Source organism: Pontibacter sp. H249 (genome assembly GCF_037892465.1).
Lineage (GTDB): Bacteria > Bacteroidota > Bacteroidia > Cytophagales > Hymenobacteraceae > Pontibacter.
The window spans coordinates 166294-186429 of sequence record NZ_JBBKTR010000003.1 but is presented as its reverse complement, the minus strand read 5'-3'; the positions used below and the strand labels follow the sequence as shown (position 1 = coordinate 186429).

General features: G+C 44.8%; 12 protein-coding genes. 11 read left to right on the top strand and 1 reads right to left on the bottom strand.

From position 1 onward, the window contains the following. The first annotated feature begins 23 nt into the window (after window positions 1-23). The 5 genes from WG943_RS05605 (at window position 24) to WG943_RS05585 (ending at window position 4819) form a co-directional block, all read left to right on the top strand. Window positions 24-1418, top strand: coding sequence for a bifunctional UDP-3-O-[3-hydroxymyristoyl] N-acetylglucosamine deacetylase/3-hydroxyacyl-ACP dehydratase (locus tag WG943_RS05605; protein ID WP_340407359.1), 1395 nt, complete (start codon window positions 24-26; stop codon window positions 1416-1418). After that, the gene (lpxA, locus tag WG943_RS05600) at window positions 1415-2206 is read left to right on the top strand and encodes an acyl-ACP--UDP-N-acetylglucosamine O-acyltransferase (protein WP_340407358.1); all 792 of its coding nucleotides are present in this window, start codon (window positions 1415-1417) and stop codon (window positions 2204-2206) included. The genes WG943_RS05605 and lpxA overlap by 4 nt, the downstream gene beginning before the upstream one ends. Beyond that, entirely contained in the window at window positions 2196-2831 is a 636-nt protein-coding gene (locus WG943_RS05595) for an ABC transporter ATP-binding protein (protein ID WP_340407356.1), read from the top strand. The genes lpxA and WG943_RS05595 overlap by 11 nt, the downstream gene beginning before the upstream one ends. A 203-nt stretch (window positions 2832-3034) precedes the next feature. Beyond that, a complete protein-coding gene (locus WG943_RS05590; RefSeq protein WP_340407354.1) occupies window positions 3035-3742 on the top strand; it encodes a YebC/PmpR family DNA-binding transcriptional regulator in 708 nt (235 codons plus the stop codon). A 114-nt stretch (window positions 3743-3856) separates the two neighbouring features. After that, on the top strand, window positions 3857-4819 hold the full coding sequence (locus WG943_RS05585; RefSeq protein WP_340407352.1) for a calcium/sodium antiporter: 963 nt from the start codon (window positions 3857-3859) through the stop codon (window positions 4817-4819). 14 nt (window positions 4820-4833) lie between these two features. Here WG943_RS05585 and WG943_RS05580 read toward each other — a convergent pair whose 3' ends face one another. Beyond that, on the bottom strand, window positions 4834-7731 hold the full coding sequence (locus WG943_RS05580) for a triple tyrosine motif-containing protein (RefSeq protein ID WP_340407350.1): 2898 nt from the start codon (window positions 7729-7731) through the stop codon (window positions 4834-4836). Between the two features lie 251 nt (window positions 7732-7982). On the opposite strand from WG943_RS05580, the gene WG943_RS05575 reads away from it, so the two are divergent. The 6 genes from WG943_RS05575 (at window position 7983) to WG943_RS05550 (ending at window position 20045) form a co-directional block, all read left to right on the top strand. Then, the gene (locus WG943_RS05575) at window positions 7983-11072 is read left to right on the top strand and encodes a SusC/RagA family TonB-linked outer membrane protein (protein ID WP_340407348.1); all 3090 of its coding nucleotides are present in this window, start codon (window positions 7983-7985) and stop codon (window positions 11070-11072) included. A 13-nt stretch (window positions 11073-11085) separates the two neighbouring features. After that, on the top strand, window positions 11086-12660 hold the full coding sequence (locus WG943_RS05570) for a RagB/SusD family nutrient uptake outer membrane protein (protein ID WP_340407346.1): 1575 nt from the start codon (window positions 11086-11088) through the stop codon (window positions 12658-12660). A 20-nt stretch (window positions 12661-12680) separates the two neighbouring features. Then, on the top strand, window positions 12681-14051 hold the full coding sequence (locus WG943_RS05565) for a PKD domain-containing protein (protein WP_340407344.1): 1371 nt from the start codon (window positions 12681-12683) through the stop codon (window positions 14049-14051). A 63-nt stretch (window positions 14052-14114) separates the two neighbouring features. Further along, entirely contained in the window at window positions 14115-16211 is a 2097-nt protein-coding gene (locus tag WG943_RS05560) for a family 16 glycosylhydrolase (protein WP_340407342.1), read from the top strand. Between the two features lie 61 nt (window positions 16212-16272). After that, window positions 16273-18576 carry a beta-glucosidase BglX gene (bglX, locus tag WG943_RS05555; protein WP_340407341.1) on the top strand — a complete coding sequence of 768 codons (2304 nt, stop codon included), beginning with the start codon at window positions 16273-16275 and terminating at the stop codon, window positions 18574-18576. 32 nt (window positions 18577-18608) lie between these two features. Then, complete coding sequence (locus WG943_RS05550; protein ID WP_340407340.1) at window positions 18609-20045, top strand: sugar MFS transporter; 1437 nt, start codon at window positions 18609-18611, stop codon at window positions 20043-20045. The last annotated feature ends 91 nt before the right edge of the window (window positions 20046-20136 follow it).

The following is a 20136-nucleotide window of genomic DNA, read 5'->3' as shown; positions in this document are numbered from 1 at the left end:
TAAATACGACTACAGATACGTGAATGAACGATAAACAGCATACAATTAAGGCCCCGGTAACTGTAACCGGTATAGGACTACATACAGGTGTAGTATCCAACATGACGTTTAAGCCTGCGCCCATAAATCATGGCTACAAGTTTCAGCGCATTGATTTACCCGGTCAGCCTGTTGTAGCTGCTGATGTTGACAATGTGGTAGACCTTTCGCGGGGCACTACTATTGAGCAGAACGGAGCAAGAATACATACCATAGAGCATACTTTAGCTGCTCTAGTAGGTTTACAGATCGACAACGTCCTGATTGAACTGGATGGACCTGAGCCTCCAATTATGGATGGTTCTTCTATACAGTTTGTGAAACCACTGCTTGAAGTGGGCCTGGAGGAACAGAACGCCCTTCGCAACTACTTCGAGATAACCAAAGGCCTTAGCTATAAAGATGATGCACGTGGCGTAGAGATTGCTGCTTTACCTTTAGACGATTACCGCCTGACAGCCATGGTGGATTATAACTCCCCTATACTTGGCAGCCAACATGCTTCTATCACCAACATAGATCAGTTTGTGGATGAAATTGCCCCGTGCCGCACATTTGTGTTTCTACACGAACTAGAGGCGCTTTTTAAGCAAAACCTGATCAAAGGCGGTGACTTAGATAATGCCATCGTTATTGTAGACCGTGTAGTGCAGGACGAGGAACTGAACTACCTGTCTGACCTGCTGAAGAAGCCAAAAGTGGAGGTAAAGGAAGAAGGAATCCTCAATAACACAGAACTTCGCTTTAAAAACGAGCCTGCCCGCCATAAGCTGCTAGACCTGATGGGTGACCTTGCCCTGATCGGACGCCCAATAAAAGGCCAGATACTAGCTGCAAGACCAGGACACGCTGCCAATGTTGCCTTTGCCAAAAAGGTAAAGAGAATGATCCACGAGGCTACGATCAAGAACGTGCCTACTTACGATCCGAAGAAAAAACCGGTAATGGATATAAACCAGATCTCGGCTACGTTGCCGCACCGGTATCCATTTCTGCTGATAGATAAAATCATACATTTAGACGAAACTACGGTTACAGGCGTTAAGAACGTAACCATGAACGAGCCATTCTTCCAGGGCCATTTCCCGGGTAACCCCGTGTTGCCGGGTGTGATCCAGATAGAGGCCATGGCCCAAACGGGTGGTATTCTGGTACTAAACACTGTAGAGAACCCTGAAGATTACTGGACATACTTTTTGGGCATAGACAAATGCCGCTTTAAGCGCAAGGTTATACCTGGCGATACAATAATTTTTAAATGTGAACTGCTGGCTCCTATTAAACGTGGAATTGCCAAAATGAGCGGTCAGGCTTTTGTTGCCGGACAGCTGGTGATGGAAGCTGAAATGTCGGCAAGTATTGTAAAGAAAGACGCATGAACCAGCCATTAGCATACATACACCCAGAGGCTAAAATTGCACAGAACGTTGTAGTTGAGCCATTTGCCAGCATCCACAAGAACGTGGAGATAGGTGAAGGTACCTGGATTGGCCCCAATGCCGTGATCATGGAAGGTGCCCGTATTGGCAAAAACTGCAAGATATTTCCTGGAGCAGTAGTATCCTCTGTACCACAAGACCTTAAGTTTGCCGGTGAAGTAACTACTACTCATATCGGAGACAATACTGTTATCAGAGAGTGCGTTACCGTAAGCCGCGGCACCATTGATAAGATGAAGACCGTAATTGGCAGCAACTGCCTTGTAATGGCCTATGCGCACGTTGCCCACGACTGTATTGTTGGCGACAACTGTATAATTGGTAACGCTGTACAGATGGCAGGCCACGTAGAAGTTGGTGACCATGCCATTATCAGTGCAGCTACGCTGGTGCACCAGTTCGCAAAAATCGGTATTCACGCTATGATTTCCGGAGGCTCCCTGGTACTGAAGGATGTTCCGCCGTTTGTGAAGGCTGCCCGTGAGCCGCTTTCGTATGCAGGTATAAACTCGGTGGGTTTGCGCCGCAGAGGGTTTACAAGCGAGCAGATAAACGAGATACAGCAGATTTACCGCATACTGTTCATCAGCGGCCTTAACAATTCTCAGGCACTAGATAAAATTGAACTGGAGCTGCCACCAAGCAAAGAGCGCGACGAAGTTGTTAATTTTCTGCGTAACTCTGGCCGTGGTATCATCAGAAGTTATTTCTCAAAAGATGCAAATTAACCTAAGCAATTTAGGTAAACGATACAATTACGAGTGGATTTTCAGGAACCTGACTTATAATTTCGAGTCAGGCACCTCTTATGCCATACTTGGGCATAACGGTTCCGGAAAATCCACTCTTCTTACTATTATTGCAGGCCATAACCTGCACAGCGAAGGCAATATTACATATACGCAGGCGGAAAAAACTATTGCCCCCGACGAAGCCTATCGCCACCTCTCGCTTACTGCCCCATATTTAGAACTGGTAGAGGAGTTCACTCTGTTAGAGATGCTGGACTTTCATACACGCTTTAAGCAACTCCGCCACAGCCTGACAAACCAGCAGCTGGTGGACCGAATGGGGCTGCAACGGTCCAAAAACAAGTTTGTAAAAGATTTCTCTTCGGGGATGAAGCAGCGCCTTAAACTCGGTTTGGCTTTATACTCTGACACCCAACTTCTATTGTTAGACGAGCCTACCACTAACCTGGATCAGGAAGGCGTAGCATGGTATCAGGAACACGTAGAACAAAACAAAAACGGCCGACTGATTATTGTAGGATCGAATATCCAGCACGAATATGCCTTCTGCGAACACCATCTGCGTATCTCTGATTTCCACGTAACTCCTAGAGTTCGTTAATCGTTGCCCGTAACTGGTTACAAGTTTACTACTGAGTCCTTCAAAGTATAATCTTGAAAGCTTGAACAAAGTATAAATACTGGCAGCGCCTGCCTTTTATACTTTGCGTACATTCAGCAATCAACAAATAAACAATTTAGCACTTAAACAACTACCAAATTAAGTAGAAGCTCCCTAACTTTGTAATCCACATAAGACATACTATGGGACGCGCATTTGAATTTAGAAAAGCCCGCAAGTTTAAACGCTGGGATAAAATGTCGAAGGCTTTTACCCGCCTCGGCAAAGAGATAGCCATGGCCGTTAAAGAAAGCGGACCAAACACTGAAACAAACTCTCGTTTACGTACGGCTGTCCAGAACGCCAAAGGCGTGAACATGCCAAAGGATCGTATAGAAGCTGCCATTAAAAGAGCATCTTCTAAAGAGGAAAAAGATTACGAAGAAATAGTATACGAAGGCTACGCACCACACGGCATTGCAGTAGTAGTGGAATGTGCCACCGATAACTTAAACCGTACTGTAGCTAACGTGCGTATGCATTTCTCTAAAGGCGGCGGATCGCTGGGCAAAACTGGCTCACTGGATTTTATGTTCGATAGGAAAGGCATTTTCAAGATTTCGTCGGAAGGTGTAAACCTGGAAGACCTTGAACTGGAACTGATCGACTTTGGAGCAGAAGACATATACGAGCACGAAGGCGAAATCATCATCGAAACGGCTTTCACAGAATTCGGCAACATGCAGAAGGGTCTGGAAGAAAAAGGCTTGAATGTAATAAGTGCAGAGGTTCAGCGGATTCCTACTACCAGAACAGAGCTTACTGAGGAGCAGGAAGAAGAAGTGCTAAGCCTAATTGAGCGCTTTGAAGAAGACGATGATGTGCAGGCTGTTTACCACAACATGGCTTAATTTCCTGCATAAAGTATAACATATGGCTGCTCTACAAGGGGCAGCCATATTCTTTTATAGCCTGTAAGGCCAAATCTTCGTATCACAGTACAAATTTTTAAATACTCCACTTTTATGCTATTATACTTTCTGTTTATAGTAGGTTTTGTTTTCCTGATAAAAGGTGCTGACATTCTGGTTTCTGGTGCTTCATCTATTGCGAAGCGCTACGGTTTATCGGATATGGTAGTGGGTCTTACGATTGTATCATTCGGCACTTCATTACCAGAGCTTATCATTAACATCCTTTCTAGTTTACAGGGACAGTCTGAGTTGGCAATCGGAAACGTTTTTGGAAGCAATGTAGCTAACCTGCTGCTAATCTTAGGTATAACAGCACTCATCTGTCCGCTGCCCATTAAGCGGAATACTATATTAACAGAAATACCATTTTCGCTGATAGCCACTTTGCTAGTAGGTTTTCTGGCTAATGCAGCACTCATTGACAACCGGGAAGAACTATACATTAGCCGTACTGATGGCGGTATACTGCTTTTCTTCTTTGTACTGTTTATGGCCTACATTTATAATATTGCACGCACTAACAAAGATGAGGTATTACCGGAAGAACTGGAAGAGGAAATACCTTTAGGTAAAGCTATTGTGTATATTGTACTGGGTGTAATTGGCCTGTTTTTAGGAGGTAAATGGGTTGTTGACGGAGCAGTTGACATTGCCCAGAACTTTGGTTTGAGTGAGTCTTTTATCGGATTAACCATCGTAGCCATCGGCACTTCGTTACCGGAATTAGTTACATCGGCTATGGCTGCTTACCGCCGCAACATTGATATTGCAGTAGGTAACGTAGTAGGGTCCAATATATTCAATCTGCTCTGGATACTTGGTATAAGTGCATTGATAAATCCACTCCCATTTGATGTAGTAAGCAACTCTGACATTGTGATGATGATCGTGGCTAGCACTTTACTAATCATTACCATGCCTGTTGGTAAGAAAAACACTATAGACCGCTGGAACGGCATTCTATTCCTGCTGGTGTACATTGGCTATATTGTGTTTTTGGTGCAGAGAGGATGATAGCTTTTCTAGCCTCAAAACCTGAGAATGTAGTCGGTTAAATTATCATTTCGCTCCAGATTAAGTCGCTTTCGTAAACGGTAACGGCTAATTTCAACACCGCGTACTGATATACTTAAAAGCTGTGCAATTTCTTTTGTGCTTAGGTTGAGCCGAAGGTACGTGCTCAGCTTTACTTCCTGCGGTGTCATTTCCGGATAACTGTCCTGCAGGCGTTTGGTAAAGTCTCCGTGCACATGGTTAAAATGGAGCTCAAACTGCTTCCAGTCTGAATCACTGGTTATGTTCTGTTCAATGTTCTTAATAATCCGCTTTACTTCTTCGCCATGCTGTTGCAGTTCACCTTGTTTTACAATTGACTGCAATTCCAGCTTCACGTTATTTAATAACTCATTCTTATTGATCAGGTGAAAGGTTGAGGAAGCCAGTTCGCGGTTCATGTGTTCGATCTCAGACTGCTGTTTCTCGTGTTTTAAGCGTAAAATCTTTTTCTCGCTTAGTTTAGCTACCTCTTTTACTTCACTGTCCTTTTCGCTGAGCGCACGCTCCTTATCTTCTATGATCTTTAACTTTTCTCTTCGGTACCGCTTCTCAAGGTAGTATAGCAAAGCACCTAGTAAGAATAACCCTAGAATGATATAGACTACAATGGCCAGTCTGCTACGGTAAAAAGGCGGCGCAACGGAAAAAGCAAAACTTTCTGCTTCACTGATATTGCCATGGATATTAAGGGCACGAACATGGAATACATAGCTACCTTCCGGCAAATTAGTATATTCTTTTTCGGTTTTTGATGTCCAGTTAGACCACCCTTCGTCGAAGTTCTCTAAGTAGTATTGATACTGCGTTTTTTCCGGACGTTCATAAAACGAGCTGGAATAGGTAAAGCTGAGTGAGTTTTGCTTATAAGGCAGGTGTAACCTATCGTCACCAATAACAGCACGCTCAGAGAACAACAGGGAGTCTTGCTCAAAAGACGTATTGACAACTTTTGTAATACGAGTATTAAAAGGATAAAGCGTTTTGTTCTTTAAGCCATCGTAATGTATAAAGCCGTCTTTAGCCCCAAGTAGCACGTGGTTCAGGTCAAGTATCTTAATGTAAGGCAGGTCATCGTTTAACCTGTCACTAATGGCATTAAACTCTTTGCTCTTTATCTCCGGCTCTCCAAATTTGTTTAAGGTCAGAATGCCTACACGCTGGTCAGATATAAAGTAAATGTTTCCCTGTACATCTTCTTCCATTTCTGCAATGTGCTCATCCGGGTTGAAGTATGAAGAAAACACGCTGTCTATCACAAATACATTCTTGCTGTAATCAAACCTGTAGATTCCGGTAAGCGCAGGAAAGTATAGTTTTCCCTGCAAGCGCTCCATGTTTACGAGTTGGTCTGAGGGCAAGCCATTTTTTGAATTAAAGAAACCAATAGCCTTTATCTTGCTATAATCTGGCTCAAACCTGATACGAAACACTCCTTTGTATCCGTGGGCTATCCAAAGGTTTCCCTGTTCATCAAACTCCAGCACCCTCGATGACTCCTCAAAACCTTTATACTTTCGCACTAGCTGAAAACCATCTCTATCTTCCTTTAAAAGACTGATACCATCATAAGAGCCAAGTATAAAATACCCCGGTTTATCAGGAACCGGGATATAATCCCATGACCCGTTACCATCTGCAAACTTCTGAGCCTGCCCATTTTTTATCATATATGGCCCGGTATGGTGCCCCATCAGCAGTTTATCGTGATAGTTACGCAGCTTGTAAACCTGCCCTGTGGAGTTCGGCACCGGTTTATAGTTGTGGTGTTGCCCTATCTCGGCTTCATACAAACTACTTGTGGTGCCCAGGTATACTTTGTTATTTATTTTAAGGGCAGCATAACCGGCCCCGGATACGCCCATAGCACCGTCAATCCTGCTAAAAGGTGAACTAATCTCTACTAACGATAAGCCATTATTTAAACCTAACCAGAGGTTTTCATGAGCGTCCTGGTAAAGCGTATGAATAGTGTTATCGTAAAGCCCGTCAGCTTTTGTTAAGTGCAGTAGCAGAGCACCTTGCTTATTCATGATGTACAACCCATCGTTCTGTGTTCCTATGGCATAGCTGCCATCCTTTAACAACACTGCCTGGTTGATGACAAGATGCTGCAACACATTTGCATCATCCATCTTCATCAAAACAGGGTTTATGCCATTATAAAGATACACTCCGTCTTGCACTGTGAAAATAAGCAGGTTGGCCTGGTCAAAGGGAAGTATGGAAGCAATACGGCTTTGGGCAAATTTTTCACCGCCGGGCAAGAGTTTCAGCTTGCCGTTCTCAAGCTCTGTCAGTCCAACCCCCCACTCCATGGTATAAAGTTTATTTTTTACTTTAAAGGAGAACTCTATTGGGTTTTTAGGCGAGACAACAGTTATCTGCTTATCAGGAGTATATATATAGATGTTCTTGAAAGTAGTAAAGCAGATCTTTCCGTCGATCTCGTAAATGCGCCATACTTCATCAAAATTTCTGTGCTTCTCAGGAATGAGTTTCTTTAAAGAGAAATACTGCAGGCTTCCCAGCTTATCAGGTTCAAAGTATCCGAAGTCTGATTGACTTCCTACGTATACTCTGCCCTGCGATTTGGAAGTATACAGCGACCTGACTTTCGTACCGTTGTTAACTGGGTACCTGTTCCACTCAGCCCCATCATACTCCAGAAGCCCGAAGTTATTGGCGATATAGACAACTTCACGTTCATCTTGTGCAACGCCCCAGCTTTGTATCCCCCCTTTGAAGTCTTCTGTACTGAAGTTCCTGACAAACGGATTGCCCCAATAGCGTGACTGTGCCATCGATGAAAAACCAGATGACAGCACAAACAAAACTGAATAAATAAGGGCAAACTGTACAACAGACTTCATAATTACCTATCTTATAACATAAAGCTATCAATTTTAGATTGATGTATTCAATTTAGAATAAAACTCGCACAAATGAAATCTTATTTTCCTATCCACAGGCTTTAAATAAGCTTTTTCGTGATTTTGATGTATTCTTGATGTATTAAAAAATGCCGGTTGATGTATTCTTGATGTAGCTCTTTTCTGGTTATTACAGGAAGAATTCAAGTACTTCAAGCAAATAAATGATCACTCACCTATAAGCGTTTATTATGAGGAAAATAATACTCTTATTGTTGCTTCAACTTTACGGAGTAGCATACGCACAAACTACTGTTACTGGGCGGGTAACAACCGCTAAAGAAGGCATTCCACTGCCAGGAGTAAGTATCGTAGTAAAAGACATGTCAGTAGGCACCACAACTGATGCGGAGGGGAAATTCTCACTCAGTGTGCCGGAAACCGGAAAAATACTGCGTTTTTCCTTTGTAGGCTATATCTCACAAGATGTACCTATTAACAACAGGTCAGTGATCGACATTAAACTGGCAGAAAATACAAAGCTACTGGAAGAAGTGGTGGTGGTTGGCTACGGTACGCAGCGCCGAAGCGAACTTACAGGGGCTATAAGCTCTGTTAGACCAGAAGATATTACTGAAACACCCGTACTACGCGTAGAGCAGGCTTTACAGGGCCGCGTAACAGGTGTGCAGGTAGCAAACGTTTCGGGTCAGCCGGGCGATGCTCCTACTGTTCGTATCAGGGGTATAGGTACTTCTGGTAATGCAGCTCCTTTATATATAGTAGATGGATTCCCAGTAGGTGGTATTGATTTCCTGAATCCGAACGACATCGAATCAATGGAGGTACTTAAAGATGCGGCTTCTGCCGCTATTTATGGTGCCCGGGCTGCCAATGGTGTAGTTCTAATTAAAACTAAGAGTGGCTCTAAAGATGGGAAAATGCATGTGTCCTATGAAGGTTATGTTGGCGTGCAGAACCCCTGGAAAAAACTTGACCTGCTGGATGCCCGCGAATATGCCATCATGATGAACGAAGGCGCTGCCAACGCAGGCGTTACACCACCATATCCTGATGTAAATAAGTTTACAACCAGCACTAACTGGCAGGATGAGCTTTTCGGCCAAAATGAAAAGATTATGAACCACCAGATAGCGGTAAGTGGTGGCAACGACAAAACCAGCTACTACACTAATTTCTCATTCTTCGACCAAAACGGTATAGTTGGTGGCGACAAGTCAAATTTCAAGCGCTATACTTTAAGATTGAATGCGGACAACCAGGTTAAAAGCTTCCTGAAAATAGGGACCAACTTAGCTTATACTAATATTAACCGCAGGGCTATAGACCCTAACCAGGAATTTGGTGGTCTGCTTAGCAATGCCATCAACCTTGACCCTCTTACACCGGTTTTTGAAACAGACCCAGCCAAACTAGGATCATCGCTGTACGCATCTCCATATATAGTAAGAGATGCTGATGGCAACGTGTATGGCATTTCTCCATATGTGGCTCAGGAAGTAGTTAACCCACTTGCCAGGCTGGCCGTGATGAACGGAACTACCAAAGTAGATAAACTGGTAGCCAATACTTACGCAGATGTGGAGCTAACGAAAGGACTTACTTTCAGATCTACCTTTGGTATAGACCTCGCTTATGTTACCAACAACAACTTTAACCCAAGGTACTACCTAAACTCTGCCCAGACGAATACGAATTCCCTGGTTTCTAAGGAGACGATTAAATATTATACCTGGCAGGCAGAAAATGTACTGAACTACTCGAAAGCATTTGGTCAGCATGACTTTGGTTTGACATTAGGCACTACAGCCCTGAAGAGCGAAGCAGACAATGTTTTTGCTTCCAAAACCGGCTTAGTAACCAATGACCCGGCAATGGCTTACCTGAACCTGGCAACTGATGCAATTGGTGCACAGGCTGGAGGCTATTTCGGAGAAAACGCCCTTCTTTCCTTTTTTGGCCGGGTAAACTATAACTTCAATGACAAGTACCTGTTATCGGGTATTCTAAGAAGAGACGGATCTTCCAGGTTTGGACGTGAGCGTCAGTTTGCTACTTTCCCTTCTGTTTCCGCTGGCTGGATCATTTCAAACGAAAGCTTCTTCCCTAATCAAGATATCATAAACTTTGCCAAGCTTCGCGCATCCTGGGGACAGAACGGTAATGAGAACATTGGTAACTATACCTGGGCTTCTGTAATCGGGGTAGGCCGTGGTTATACTTTCTACGAAGGTGATGAGCGCTATTCAAGCGGTGCTTCGCCGGTAAAAGTAGCTAATCCATTCCTGGAGTGGGAAACTTCGGAGCAGACAGATATCGGTATGGATCTGTATTTCTTCAACAACCGATTATCATTAGAAGCTGACTACTATATAAAGACTACCAAAGGTTTGCTGGTTGATGCACCAATACCAGGAACAGTAGGCAACAACGCACCTACCGTAAATGGCGGCGAAGTCAGAAACAAAGGTATAGAGCTTGCACTTACTTATACAGGCGATATCAACGACTTCAGCTACAGGACTACCATCAACGGTAGCTTTAACCGCAACGAAGTACTAAGTATAAATAACGCTGAAGGTGTGTTGATCGGTGCCAACTTTGCAACCTATGGCATCGTGTCCAGAAGTATACCGGGCCAGCCGTTCGCGTATTTCTGGGGATATGAAACAGACGGAATCTTCCAGAATGCAGAAGAAGTAGCATCTTACAAAAATTCATCAGGAGCTCTGATTCAGCCAAATGCCCAGCCAGGCGACATCCGCTTCAGAGACTTGAACGGAGATGGCGTAATCTCAGACGCTGACAGAACCAACATCGGCAATCCTACACCAAAGATGGTGCTGGGCTATAACCTGGATCTGAAGTATAAAAACTTCGACTTTAGCGCTTTCTTTAACGGTGCTTTTGGCCACCAGATCTTTAATGGTACACGCCGCCACGACCTGGTTACTTCTAACATGCAGACCAAGTTCCTGAACCGCTGGACTGGAGAAGGATCATCAGACAAATACCCACGCTTTACCTGGAACGATGCGAACGGTAACTACACTAGAATCTCAGACATCTACATCGAAGACGGAGACTACGTTCGACTGAAGACGTTGCAGGTAGGATACAATTTCTCTAGTAACGCTCTGTCTAAAATCTACCTTTCCAACATGCGCGTGTACGTTTCGGCTGACAACCTACTGACATTTACCGAATACACCGGATTTGATCCTGAGATTGGTGCCCGTAACACACTGGATATTGGCGTGGACAGAGGCATTTACCCGCAAGCACGCATTTTCAGAGTTGGTCTAAACGCAACTTTCTAAAGACAAGATTTTTATGAGATATATAATCAAAAATACTGCAAGAATTGCTTTCGTAGCCACCCTGGCTCTTAGCACGACAAGCTGCGACGATTTCCTGGACCTTCAGCCGAAAGATGCCCGTGTAGAGTCTAACTTCTACCAGACAGAAGCTGACGCCTTGGAAGCCCTGATAAGCATTTACGATGTACTGCAATGGAACACGGTAGTAGGCTTCCACCCTACCCCGATGTTTATGGATATAGCCTCTGATGATGCCTTTGCAGGAGGTGCCAGCCGTACGGATGCCCCGAACATCATTGAAGTGGACATGCACAACATCAGAGTAGCAAACCCCGAAATTCAGGGAATGTGGAAGAAGCATTTTATTGGTGTTTACCGCGCTAACCTGCTGCTGGAGAAGATTGAAGGTGTAACCGCAAGCCAGGAATTTAAAGATAGAGTTACTGCTGAGGCAAAATTCCTAAGAGCGCACTTCTACCTTGACCTGGTACGCATGTACGAAAATGTACCGCTTGTGCTTAACACACTTGTAAACCCAGGCGAGTATAACCAGCCACAGGCTGCGCCGCAGGATGTATACAACCAGATAGCCCAGGATCTGGAAGAAGCCATTCCAAATTTACCGGAAAGCACGCTTCGCACTAATCAAGGGCGTGTAACCAAATGGGCTGCCAAAGCTTTGTTAGCTCGTACTTACCTGTTCTATAATGGCGTTTACAATGCACAATTAAAAGCTGGTAGTACAACCGTAGACGCTGCGCGTGCTCTTAATCATTTAAAAGATATCATCGATAAAAGTGGCCATATTCTGCTGGCCGATTATGCTGATAACTTTAAAAAGAGCGGAGAATACAGCCTGGAGTCAGTTTGGGAGATCTCATATTCTGACAAAAACCCTTGGTGGGACTGGGGCTATATTCAGGGCGGTGAAGGCAACATGCAGCCACAAATGCAGGGCCCGCGTGTTGTAAGCCCGGCTGTAGAGAGCTACGAACGTGGATGGAGTTTTGCAACTGCTTCCCAGACCTTATATAACGCCTTTGAAACCAACGATCTACGCAGAGATGCCACTATTCTGGATCAAACAGAGCTAAACGGTGAACTGGATAAAGGCTACCAACACACAGGTTATTTCAGCCAGAAGTATACGACATCTAAAGACTATGCACCAGGAGCCGGCCAGCTGGAATTGAACTGGGGTAATAACTACCGTTCTGTACGATTAAGCGATGTACTGTTAATGGCAGCAGAACTGGCAGTAAAATCCGGTGGTGATGCACAGCAATACCTTGATATGGTACGCAGTCGGGTAGGTTTAACACCTGTACCGGCCACTCTGGACAATATCTATAAAGAGCGAAGAGTAGAACTGGCTTTGGAAGGTCATCGTTACTGGGATCTTTTAAGACAAGGACTAAACGTTACCGACCAGAAAATTACTGTTAACGGTGCACGCGGACCGCTGTACGTGGGCGACCAGGTAGATTTTAACGTGACATTTAAACCTGCCACAAAAGGCTTCTTCCCGATACCACAGAGCGAAATTGCTATTTCCAATGGTATTCTTAAGCAAAACGCAGGTTATTAATCATTTAAAAGACTTATATCATGAAAAGATATCTTTCCTATATCGTTGCGCTCCTGCTGCTTACGTTTACTTTCAGCAGCTGTGAGGAGGAAGAAGGTAGCTTAGGACCAGCACCTACTTCAGAGGCAATACAATTTACAGCTCAGGCTGACGCCACAAACCCGAACATCATCAGTTTCAAAGCAAATGCCCCGGGTTTTAAAGCTGTCTGGGATTTAGGTAACGGGGAAACAGCCACAGGAATGCAGGTAACCGGTGCCTATCCTTTAAAAGGCGAATATACTGTAACGCTCACCATGTACACGAGTGGTGGATCTGCGTCCAGCAGCAAGCAAGTAACTATTGCCAAAACCAACGCTTTAATGCTGGACCGTGAAGATTATAACTTCCTGACAGGCGGTGCCAATGCCTTAGAAGGCAAGACATGGGTGTTTGATCCGGTAGGTCCGATGAACTTCGGTGGCCCACCTGAAGCCCCGTCATCCTGGTGGAATCAGACGCTTGATGGTCAGAATGACTGCATGAAAGATGACAAATACACTTTTAAGTTAATTGGTTTCGAATTTGAAAATAAAAGTGGGGGTGCTATGTGGGGAATTGATGGCGGTCAGGAAAACGTTTGTGTACCGCAAACTCCTGTAGCCAGTACCTGGAGCATCTACCAGGAAAATGGCAAGACCATGCTTTCAGTTAGTAACGGAGAAACCATTGCCTGGGATGATAATGAAGGAACTTACGAGGTGATAGAACTTAGCGAGAACCGGTTACATATCAGAAAGGTGTGCTGCGGCGGTGATGGCGTACGTAACTATGTGCTTGTGCCCGAAGGATATAAGGCACCTGTAAAAGTTAAGCCCTACAAAGAAGCAATTGATCTGAAAGATGACTTTGACACGCCGGGTAATGTGGTTTGGCAAACAGACAATCTTACGTTTAACGAGACTTACGACAACCCTGCTCCACTTACGGGCAATACATCTGCTAAAGTAGGACAGTATATTAAGCAGGCAGGCGAACCCTTTGCTTTTGCAAACCTTTTCTATACACTGGATCACAAAATTGATCTGACAACAAAGAACAAAATCAAGTTAAAAGTTTTCATGCCTGGCTACAACGATTATACTACGGAAGCAGGGTATGACTGGGCTGTTAAAAATCTTCTGAAGCAGGTATCTGTAAAACTTCAGAACGCTGAAAGTGGCGAGCCATGGGTAACGCAGGTAGAAGTAAAACAGCAGGTAACACAGCTTGACAAGTGGGTAGAGTTAACCTTTGATTTTAGCAGCGCTGCCAGCCGTAAAGACTTAGACCGGATTGTGATACAGATTGGCGGCGAAGGTCACTTTAACTCTGGCATCTTCTATATTGATGATTTCAAGCTTATTCCCTAATTAATTTCTAGCAGCAGTACTTCAACTCACACACTGAAGTACTGCTGCCTTAATCCTATTTCAATGAATATTTTATACAAAGCCATAACAGCACTTACGCTGCTGCTATGCTCGTCATTGCCTTTGCTTGCCCAAAGCACAAGCTTTAACGAGCTGGTGTGGCACGATGAATTTGCAGGCGAAGGCGCCCCTGACCCGACGTACTGGAGCTACGACCTTGGAAACGGGCAAGGCGGCTGGGGTAACAACGAAGTGCAGTCTTATACAAACAACAGCAGCAACGTACGCCGCAGCGGAGGCAACCTTGTAATCGAAGCCAATAAAAACAACGGTGCCTGGACATCTGCCCGCATTAAAACACAGGGCAAGTATAATTTTACATATGGCCGGGTAGAGTTCAGAGCTAAACTACCAAAAGGCGCTGGCACATGGCCTGCCCTTTGGATGCTGGGCGAAAGTATAACTACCAAAGGCTGGCCTGCCTGCGGGGAAATAGATGTGATGGAACATATAGGCCGTGATCCTGGAAAGGTACATAGCACCCTTCATACGCCATCCAGCAGTGGAAACTCTGTGAATAGTAACTCAATTATGGTGAGCGATTACGGAGACAACTTTCATATGTATGCGGCCGAATGGACACCCGAGTCTATAAAGTTTTACGTGGACAACACGCTGTTTTATACTTACGCACCTGTAAACAAGGATGCAGCTACATGGCCTTTTAATGATCCGCAATTTATCATTATCAACCTGGCCATGGGTGGTAACTGGGGCAGCGACACCAGGTATGAAACTAACGGTCTGAAAAATGGCATAGACCCAGCCCTAACCACTGCACGCTATGAAGTTGACTATGTACGCGTTTACCAAACATTCTCCGATTTAAAACTGACTGGCCCTGCATCGGTAAACCCTGGTTCACAGAATTTAACCTTTAAAGCCAGCAACGTAACAGGCGCAACTTATACCTGGACCGTACCAAGCGGAGCCACGATTACATCAGGAGCAGGTACATCAGAGATAAAAGTTAACTGGGGTACAACTGCCGGGAAGGTTAAAGTACAGATGAACCTGAACGGGCAAATATACCAGCAGGAACTGAATGTTAACACCACCCAGACACCCGTAGGAGAAGCGTTTTTAATAGAAGACTTCAACACTTTGCCGACTGCTAAGCTAAACAGCAGTGGCGGCACTTTTGATTTCAGTCATGAGAACAATGCCTTAAAAGTCAGCTACCAGGTAACGAATCCGGGTTCTCTTCCACAAATAATTTATACCTTAACAGAGCCGCTCAATATGAGCGGCTATCCTGTTTTAGCAACCACCCTAAAAACCCGCAACGAAAGTGAAAACGTGCTGCTCCGCATCGATTTGATAGATGAAGCCGGGAAGACTACTGGGACAAATACTGTTTTTACCCTTACACCGCTCATCGACGACAATGAATTGTATACTTATCATTTCGATTATAGAAACCTGTTTGGCACAGGCTCAGGCCAAATAGACGGAACCAAAGTAAAGAAGATCAGGATACTTGTTAATTATGGCATCTTAGGCTCTGCAGGAAATGATGTTTTCTGGATTGATCAATTCAAAGTGCTGCAAAACACTCCCGCTGCTCCCAATCGCCCTTCACACCTGAAACTAACGAAAGCAACAAATTCGGTTACGCTAAACTGGCAGGATAATGCTTCCAATGAAGAGAGTACTAAGATATTCCGCTCCCAATCACAAAACGGACCATTTACCGAAGTAGCCTCTGTGGCAGCCAATACACGGGAATATACGGATGCAGTTATACCGGAAAATGGGTACGTGTATAAAGTACAGTCAGTGAATAGCAGTGGTACATCCACTTTCTCTAACCTGGTTGCTAGTAATGATGCCCTGCTAAGTATAAAACAAGAATATAACAATCAACAAGTGCGGGTTTTCCCTAATCCTTGTACAGGAGAATTTAACATCCAGTTCGACCATACTTTAAAGATTGAAGAGATCCACTTTTACAATGCCTTTGGCAAAGAGGTAGCTGCCAACATTATACAAGGCACAGCTAATTTGCTGCAAATAAAAACAGATGTAGCTCCGGGTTTATACTTCTGCCACCTGTACACACAGGAAAGCATCATCATTAAACGGATACTAATTATTTAATTTTCACTAGCTAAATCCTTTCGCCATACTTTAAGCAAAGGGTTCACTAAAAAGAAATAATATGAGAAAGACTTTTATCCCTATCCTGCTGGTGGTCATACTTGGCTCCGCCATGCTCTTCTCATCTTTTAAACCAGAAGATAAAAAGGATAAAACGGAACAGCGCGTAGAAGACCTGCTCTCTAAAATGACACTGGAAGAAAAAGCCGGGCAGCTGAACTTTGTAGTCGGCGACCTTTTTAACACCGGCCCTACTGTTCGTACTTCCGAGTCTGATAAGTTTAACGAAGCTATCCGTAAAGGCGAGATCACCGGTATTTTCAACATACATGGCGCTGCCTACACCGGAAAACTGCAGAAGCTAGCCGTAGAAGAATCGCGTCTGGGAATTCCATTATTGATAGGCGCTGACGTGATCCATGGCTTTAAGACTGTGTTTCCGATACCGTTAGGCGAATCTGCTAGCTGGGACTTAGCTGCCATAGAGAAAAGTGCACGCGTAGCCGCTAAAGAATCTGCCGCATCTGGCATTAACCTGACGTTTGCACCCATGGCAGATGTAGCACGTGACGCGCGTTGGGGCAGAACAGCAGAAGGTGCCGGCGAAGACCCATACCTGGTGTCGTTGATCACGGCCGCCCGCGTTAAAGGCTTTCAGGGCAACAGTCTGTCAGATCCGCAAACAATAGCCGCCTGTGTAAAGCACTTTGTAGCTTATGGCGCAGCAGAAGCCGGCCGCGACTACAATACCGTAGACATGTCGGAGTATGAGCTTCGAAACACGTACCTGCCACCGTTTAAAGCCGCTTTGGACGCAGGTTCTGCCACAATCATGACTGCGTTTAACGAGTTGAACGGTGTGCCAGCCACAGCCCATACCAAAGTAATGCGCCAGATACTGCGTGATGAGTGGGGTTTTAAGGGCTTGGTGATATCAGACTGGCAGAACATTTGGGAAATGACATCGCATGGCTATGCACAGAACAATGCCCATGCCGGAGAACTTGCTTTAAAAGCCGGAACCGACCTGGACATGATGGCTGAAATTTACCTTAAGGAGCTCCCTCAACTGGTAAAATCTGGTAAAGTGGAACAGAAGTACCTGGACGATGCCGTACGCAGGGTGCTATGGCTAAAATTCAAGCTTGGCCTGTTCGATAACCCATACTTATACAGCAACACTAAAACAGAGAAGAAGCAGATACGCTCTAAAGAGAATTTGCAGGCAGCCTTTGATATGGCCCAACGCTCTATTGTGCTACTGAAAAACGAAAACAACCTGCTTCCATTAAGCGCATCAGCAAAACAAAAGATAGCTGTTATCGGTCCGTTGGGTAATAATAAAGAAGACATGAATGGTACCTGGTCTTTCTTCGGAGAAGCGCAGCACCCGGTGTCTTTCCTAGAAGGCATTAAGAAGTATGCTAAAGGAGCAGAAGTAACTTACGCCGAAGGCTGTGAACTATACAGCGACTCTAAAGCTAAATTTGATGCCGCTGTAGCTGCCGCTAACAAAGCTGACGTAGTGGTTATGGCCATTGGCGAAAGCGCTGTAATGAACGGTGAAGGCGCATCGAGAGCTGATGTTAGTTTGCCAGGCGTGCAACTGGAGTTAGTAAAAGCAATCCATGCTACAGGCAAGCCAATCATCGCTTTGGTAAGCAGCGGCCGCGCGTTGGAGCTTACATGGCTCGATGAGAACATCCCGACCATACTTGCCACCTGGTCTTTAGGTTCTGAAGCTGGTAACGCTGTGGCAAGCGTGTTGTTTGGTGAATATAACCCGTCAGGTAAACTTCCGGTGTCCTTCCCAAGGGCTGTTGGGCAGTTGCCTTTATACTATAACCACAAAAACACAGGCCGTGCTTATGATGGCAACCATTCAGAGCCGGGCTCGGAGCGTGTTTATAAATCCAGGTACCGCGATGTGCCTAACACTGCGCTCTACCCATTTGGTTACGGACTAAGCTATACCACTTACAAGTATGACAACCTAAAGCTCAGCACTGATAAGCTTGCACCAGCAGGGCAGCTACAGGTAAGTATAGATGTAACCAATACAGGTAAATATGCCGGCGAAGAAGTTGTACAGCTTTACACCCGCGACCTGGTTGGCAGCATTACAAGACCAGTTAAAGAGCTGAAGAAATTCCAGAAGCTGACTTTTATGCCTGGCGAGAGAAAAACAGTAAAATTCACCATATCTCCGGAAGACCTGGCCTTTTGGCGTGCTGACTTAACTTATGGCACAGAGCCTGGTGATTTTAAGGTATTTGTAGGCCCTAACTCAAGAGATGTGCAGGAAGCATCTTTTACGCTGCTGAAGGATGGCTCCGTAAAATATGAATCAAGCATAAAAAACTAACCTAAACCTTAACCCCTGTTAAATTTTATACTATGGCTGTAACCTCACCTTCTTCCAAGCCAACTGTTGCAACATCGGGAACTGACCTGGACAATAGCAAAGGCTTTACCGGACCTTTGATCGTTGTAACGCTGCTGTTCTTTATGTGGGGCTTTATTACCTGCATGAATGACATCCTTATACCGAAACTCCAACAGGTATTCGTACTGCAGCACTGGCAGGCAATGCTTATCCAAACAGCCTTTTTCGGAGCTTATTTTATTATATCGCTGCTATACTTTGTCTTCTCTATGGTTAAAGGGGACCCTATTATGAAAATAGGCTATAAGAATGGCATCATAGTAGGGTTATTAGTTGCTGCTGTTGGTTGTGCGCTGTTTTATCCGGCAGCAGATTTCCATAGTTACGGCTTCTTTTTGATGGCTCTTTTTGTGCTGGCTTCAGGTATTACCATCCTTCAGATTGCGGCTAATCCTTACGTAACAGTGCTCGGAAGACCAGAAGGAGCGGCAAGTCGTCTGAACCTGACCCAAGCTTTAAACTCTTTCGGAACTACAGTGGCTCCTTTGATTGGCGGCTACCTGATCTTTGAGGCTGCACAGACCATGGGCTCAGACACTGCAGCTTCTGTTAAGCTTCCTTACCTTGGCCTGGCTGCTACACTTGTGGCTATTGCTGTATTGATAAAGCTGGCCAACCTACCTCACATTAAAGGTGAAGGGCGTATTGTAGCAGATGCCGGAGCGCTTAAATACCGCCACCTGGTGCTTGGTGTGATCTGTATCTTTATGTACGTAGGCGGTGAAGTGGCTATTGGCAGCATGTTGATCAATTTCTTCAGCTTACCTGAGATCGCTGGTCTTTCTGAAGCGGAAGGCGGACATTACCTTGCCTTTTTCTGGGGTGGCGCCATGATCGGAAGATTTTTCGGTGCAGTGGCACTTGCAGAGTTTAAGAACAAAAGCCGTAAGTATATGATCATCGCAGCTATTACGGCTATTGTGGTTACACTCATATTCACCATCTATGGTCAGCAGGAAGCACTGATCGTGCTGGGGCTTATTGCGGTAAACTTCCTGGTGCTGTTACTTGGCAGGTTCTTACCAAACAGAACTTTGGGTTTCTTTGCTGCAGCCGTAATCACTTTGCTTTTAATCACGATGCTTACAACGGGTGCAGTAGCCATGTGGTCCGTAATTGCAGTAGGCTTGTTCAATTCCATCATGTTCCCGACAATCTTCACGCTCGCCATCAAAGGGCTAGGAGTTCATACCAGCCAAGGTTCTTCGCTTTTAGTCATGGCTATAGTAGGTGGTGCGATCATTCCACCGTTGCAGGGATATGTAGCCGACGTAACGGGCAGTCTTCAGCTATCATTCATTGTGCCGCTTATTTGCTATTTATACATTGTATACTATGGTTTTGTGGGTTCTAAAGTAGAGAAGGTAGACCCAAGCGTTGAAGTATAGACATTGAAATAAATCGTCTTAGAAGATAATGGAGGAGCTTTTGTTAAATATAAATTACGTATAGTATTCTCGTTTGATAGATCAGAAGCCT

Excerpts from the sequence above, each read along its gene's own strand:
- WG943_RS05605 (WP_340407359.1), top strand. The coding sequence starts at position 24 with ATGAACGATAAACAGCATACAATTAAGGCCCCGGTAACTGTAACCGGT.
- lpxA (WP_340407358.1), top strand. The coding sequence starts at position 1,415 with ATGAACCAGCCATTAGCATACATACACCCAGAGGCTAAAATTGCACAG.
- WG943_RS05595 (WP_340407356.1), top strand. The coding sequence starts at position 2,196 with ATGCAAATTAACCTAAGCAATTTAGGTAAACGATACAATTACGAGTGG.
- WG943_RS05590 (WP_340407354.1), top strand. The coding sequence starts at position 3,035 with ATGGGACGCGCATTTGAATTTAGAAAAGCCCGCAAGTTTAAACGCTGG.
- WG943_RS05585 (WP_340407352.1), top strand. The coding sequence starts at position 3,857 with ATGCTATTATACTTTCTGTTTATAGTAGGTTTTGTTTTCCTGATAAAA.
- WG943_RS05580 (WP_340407350.1), bottom strand. The coding sequence starts at position 7,731 with ATGAAGTCTGTTGTACAGTTTGCCCTTATTTATTCAGTTTTGTTTGTG.
- WG943_RS05575 (WP_340407348.1), top strand. The coding sequence starts at position 7,983 with ATGAGGAAAATAATACTCTTATTGTTGCTTCAACTTTACGGAGTAGCA.
- WG943_RS05570 (WP_340407346.1), top strand. The coding sequence starts at position 11,086 with ATGAGATATATAATCAAAAATACTGCAAGAATTGCTTTCGTAGCCACC.
- WG943_RS05565 (WP_340407344.1), top strand. The coding sequence starts at position 12,681 with ATGAAAAGATATCTTTCCTATATCGTTGCGCTCCTGCTGCTTACGTTT.
- WG943_RS05560 (WP_340407342.1), top strand. The coding sequence starts at position 14,115 with ATGAATATTTTATACAAAGCCATAACAGCACTTACGCTGCTGCTATGC.
- bglX (WP_340407341.1), top strand. The coding sequence starts at position 16,273 with ATGAGAAAGACTTTTATCCCTATCCTGCTGGTGGTCATACTTGGCTCC.
- WG943_RS05550 (WP_340407340.1), top strand. The coding sequence starts at position 18,609 with ATGGCTGTAACCTCACCTTCTTCCAAGCCAACTGTTGCAACATCGGGA.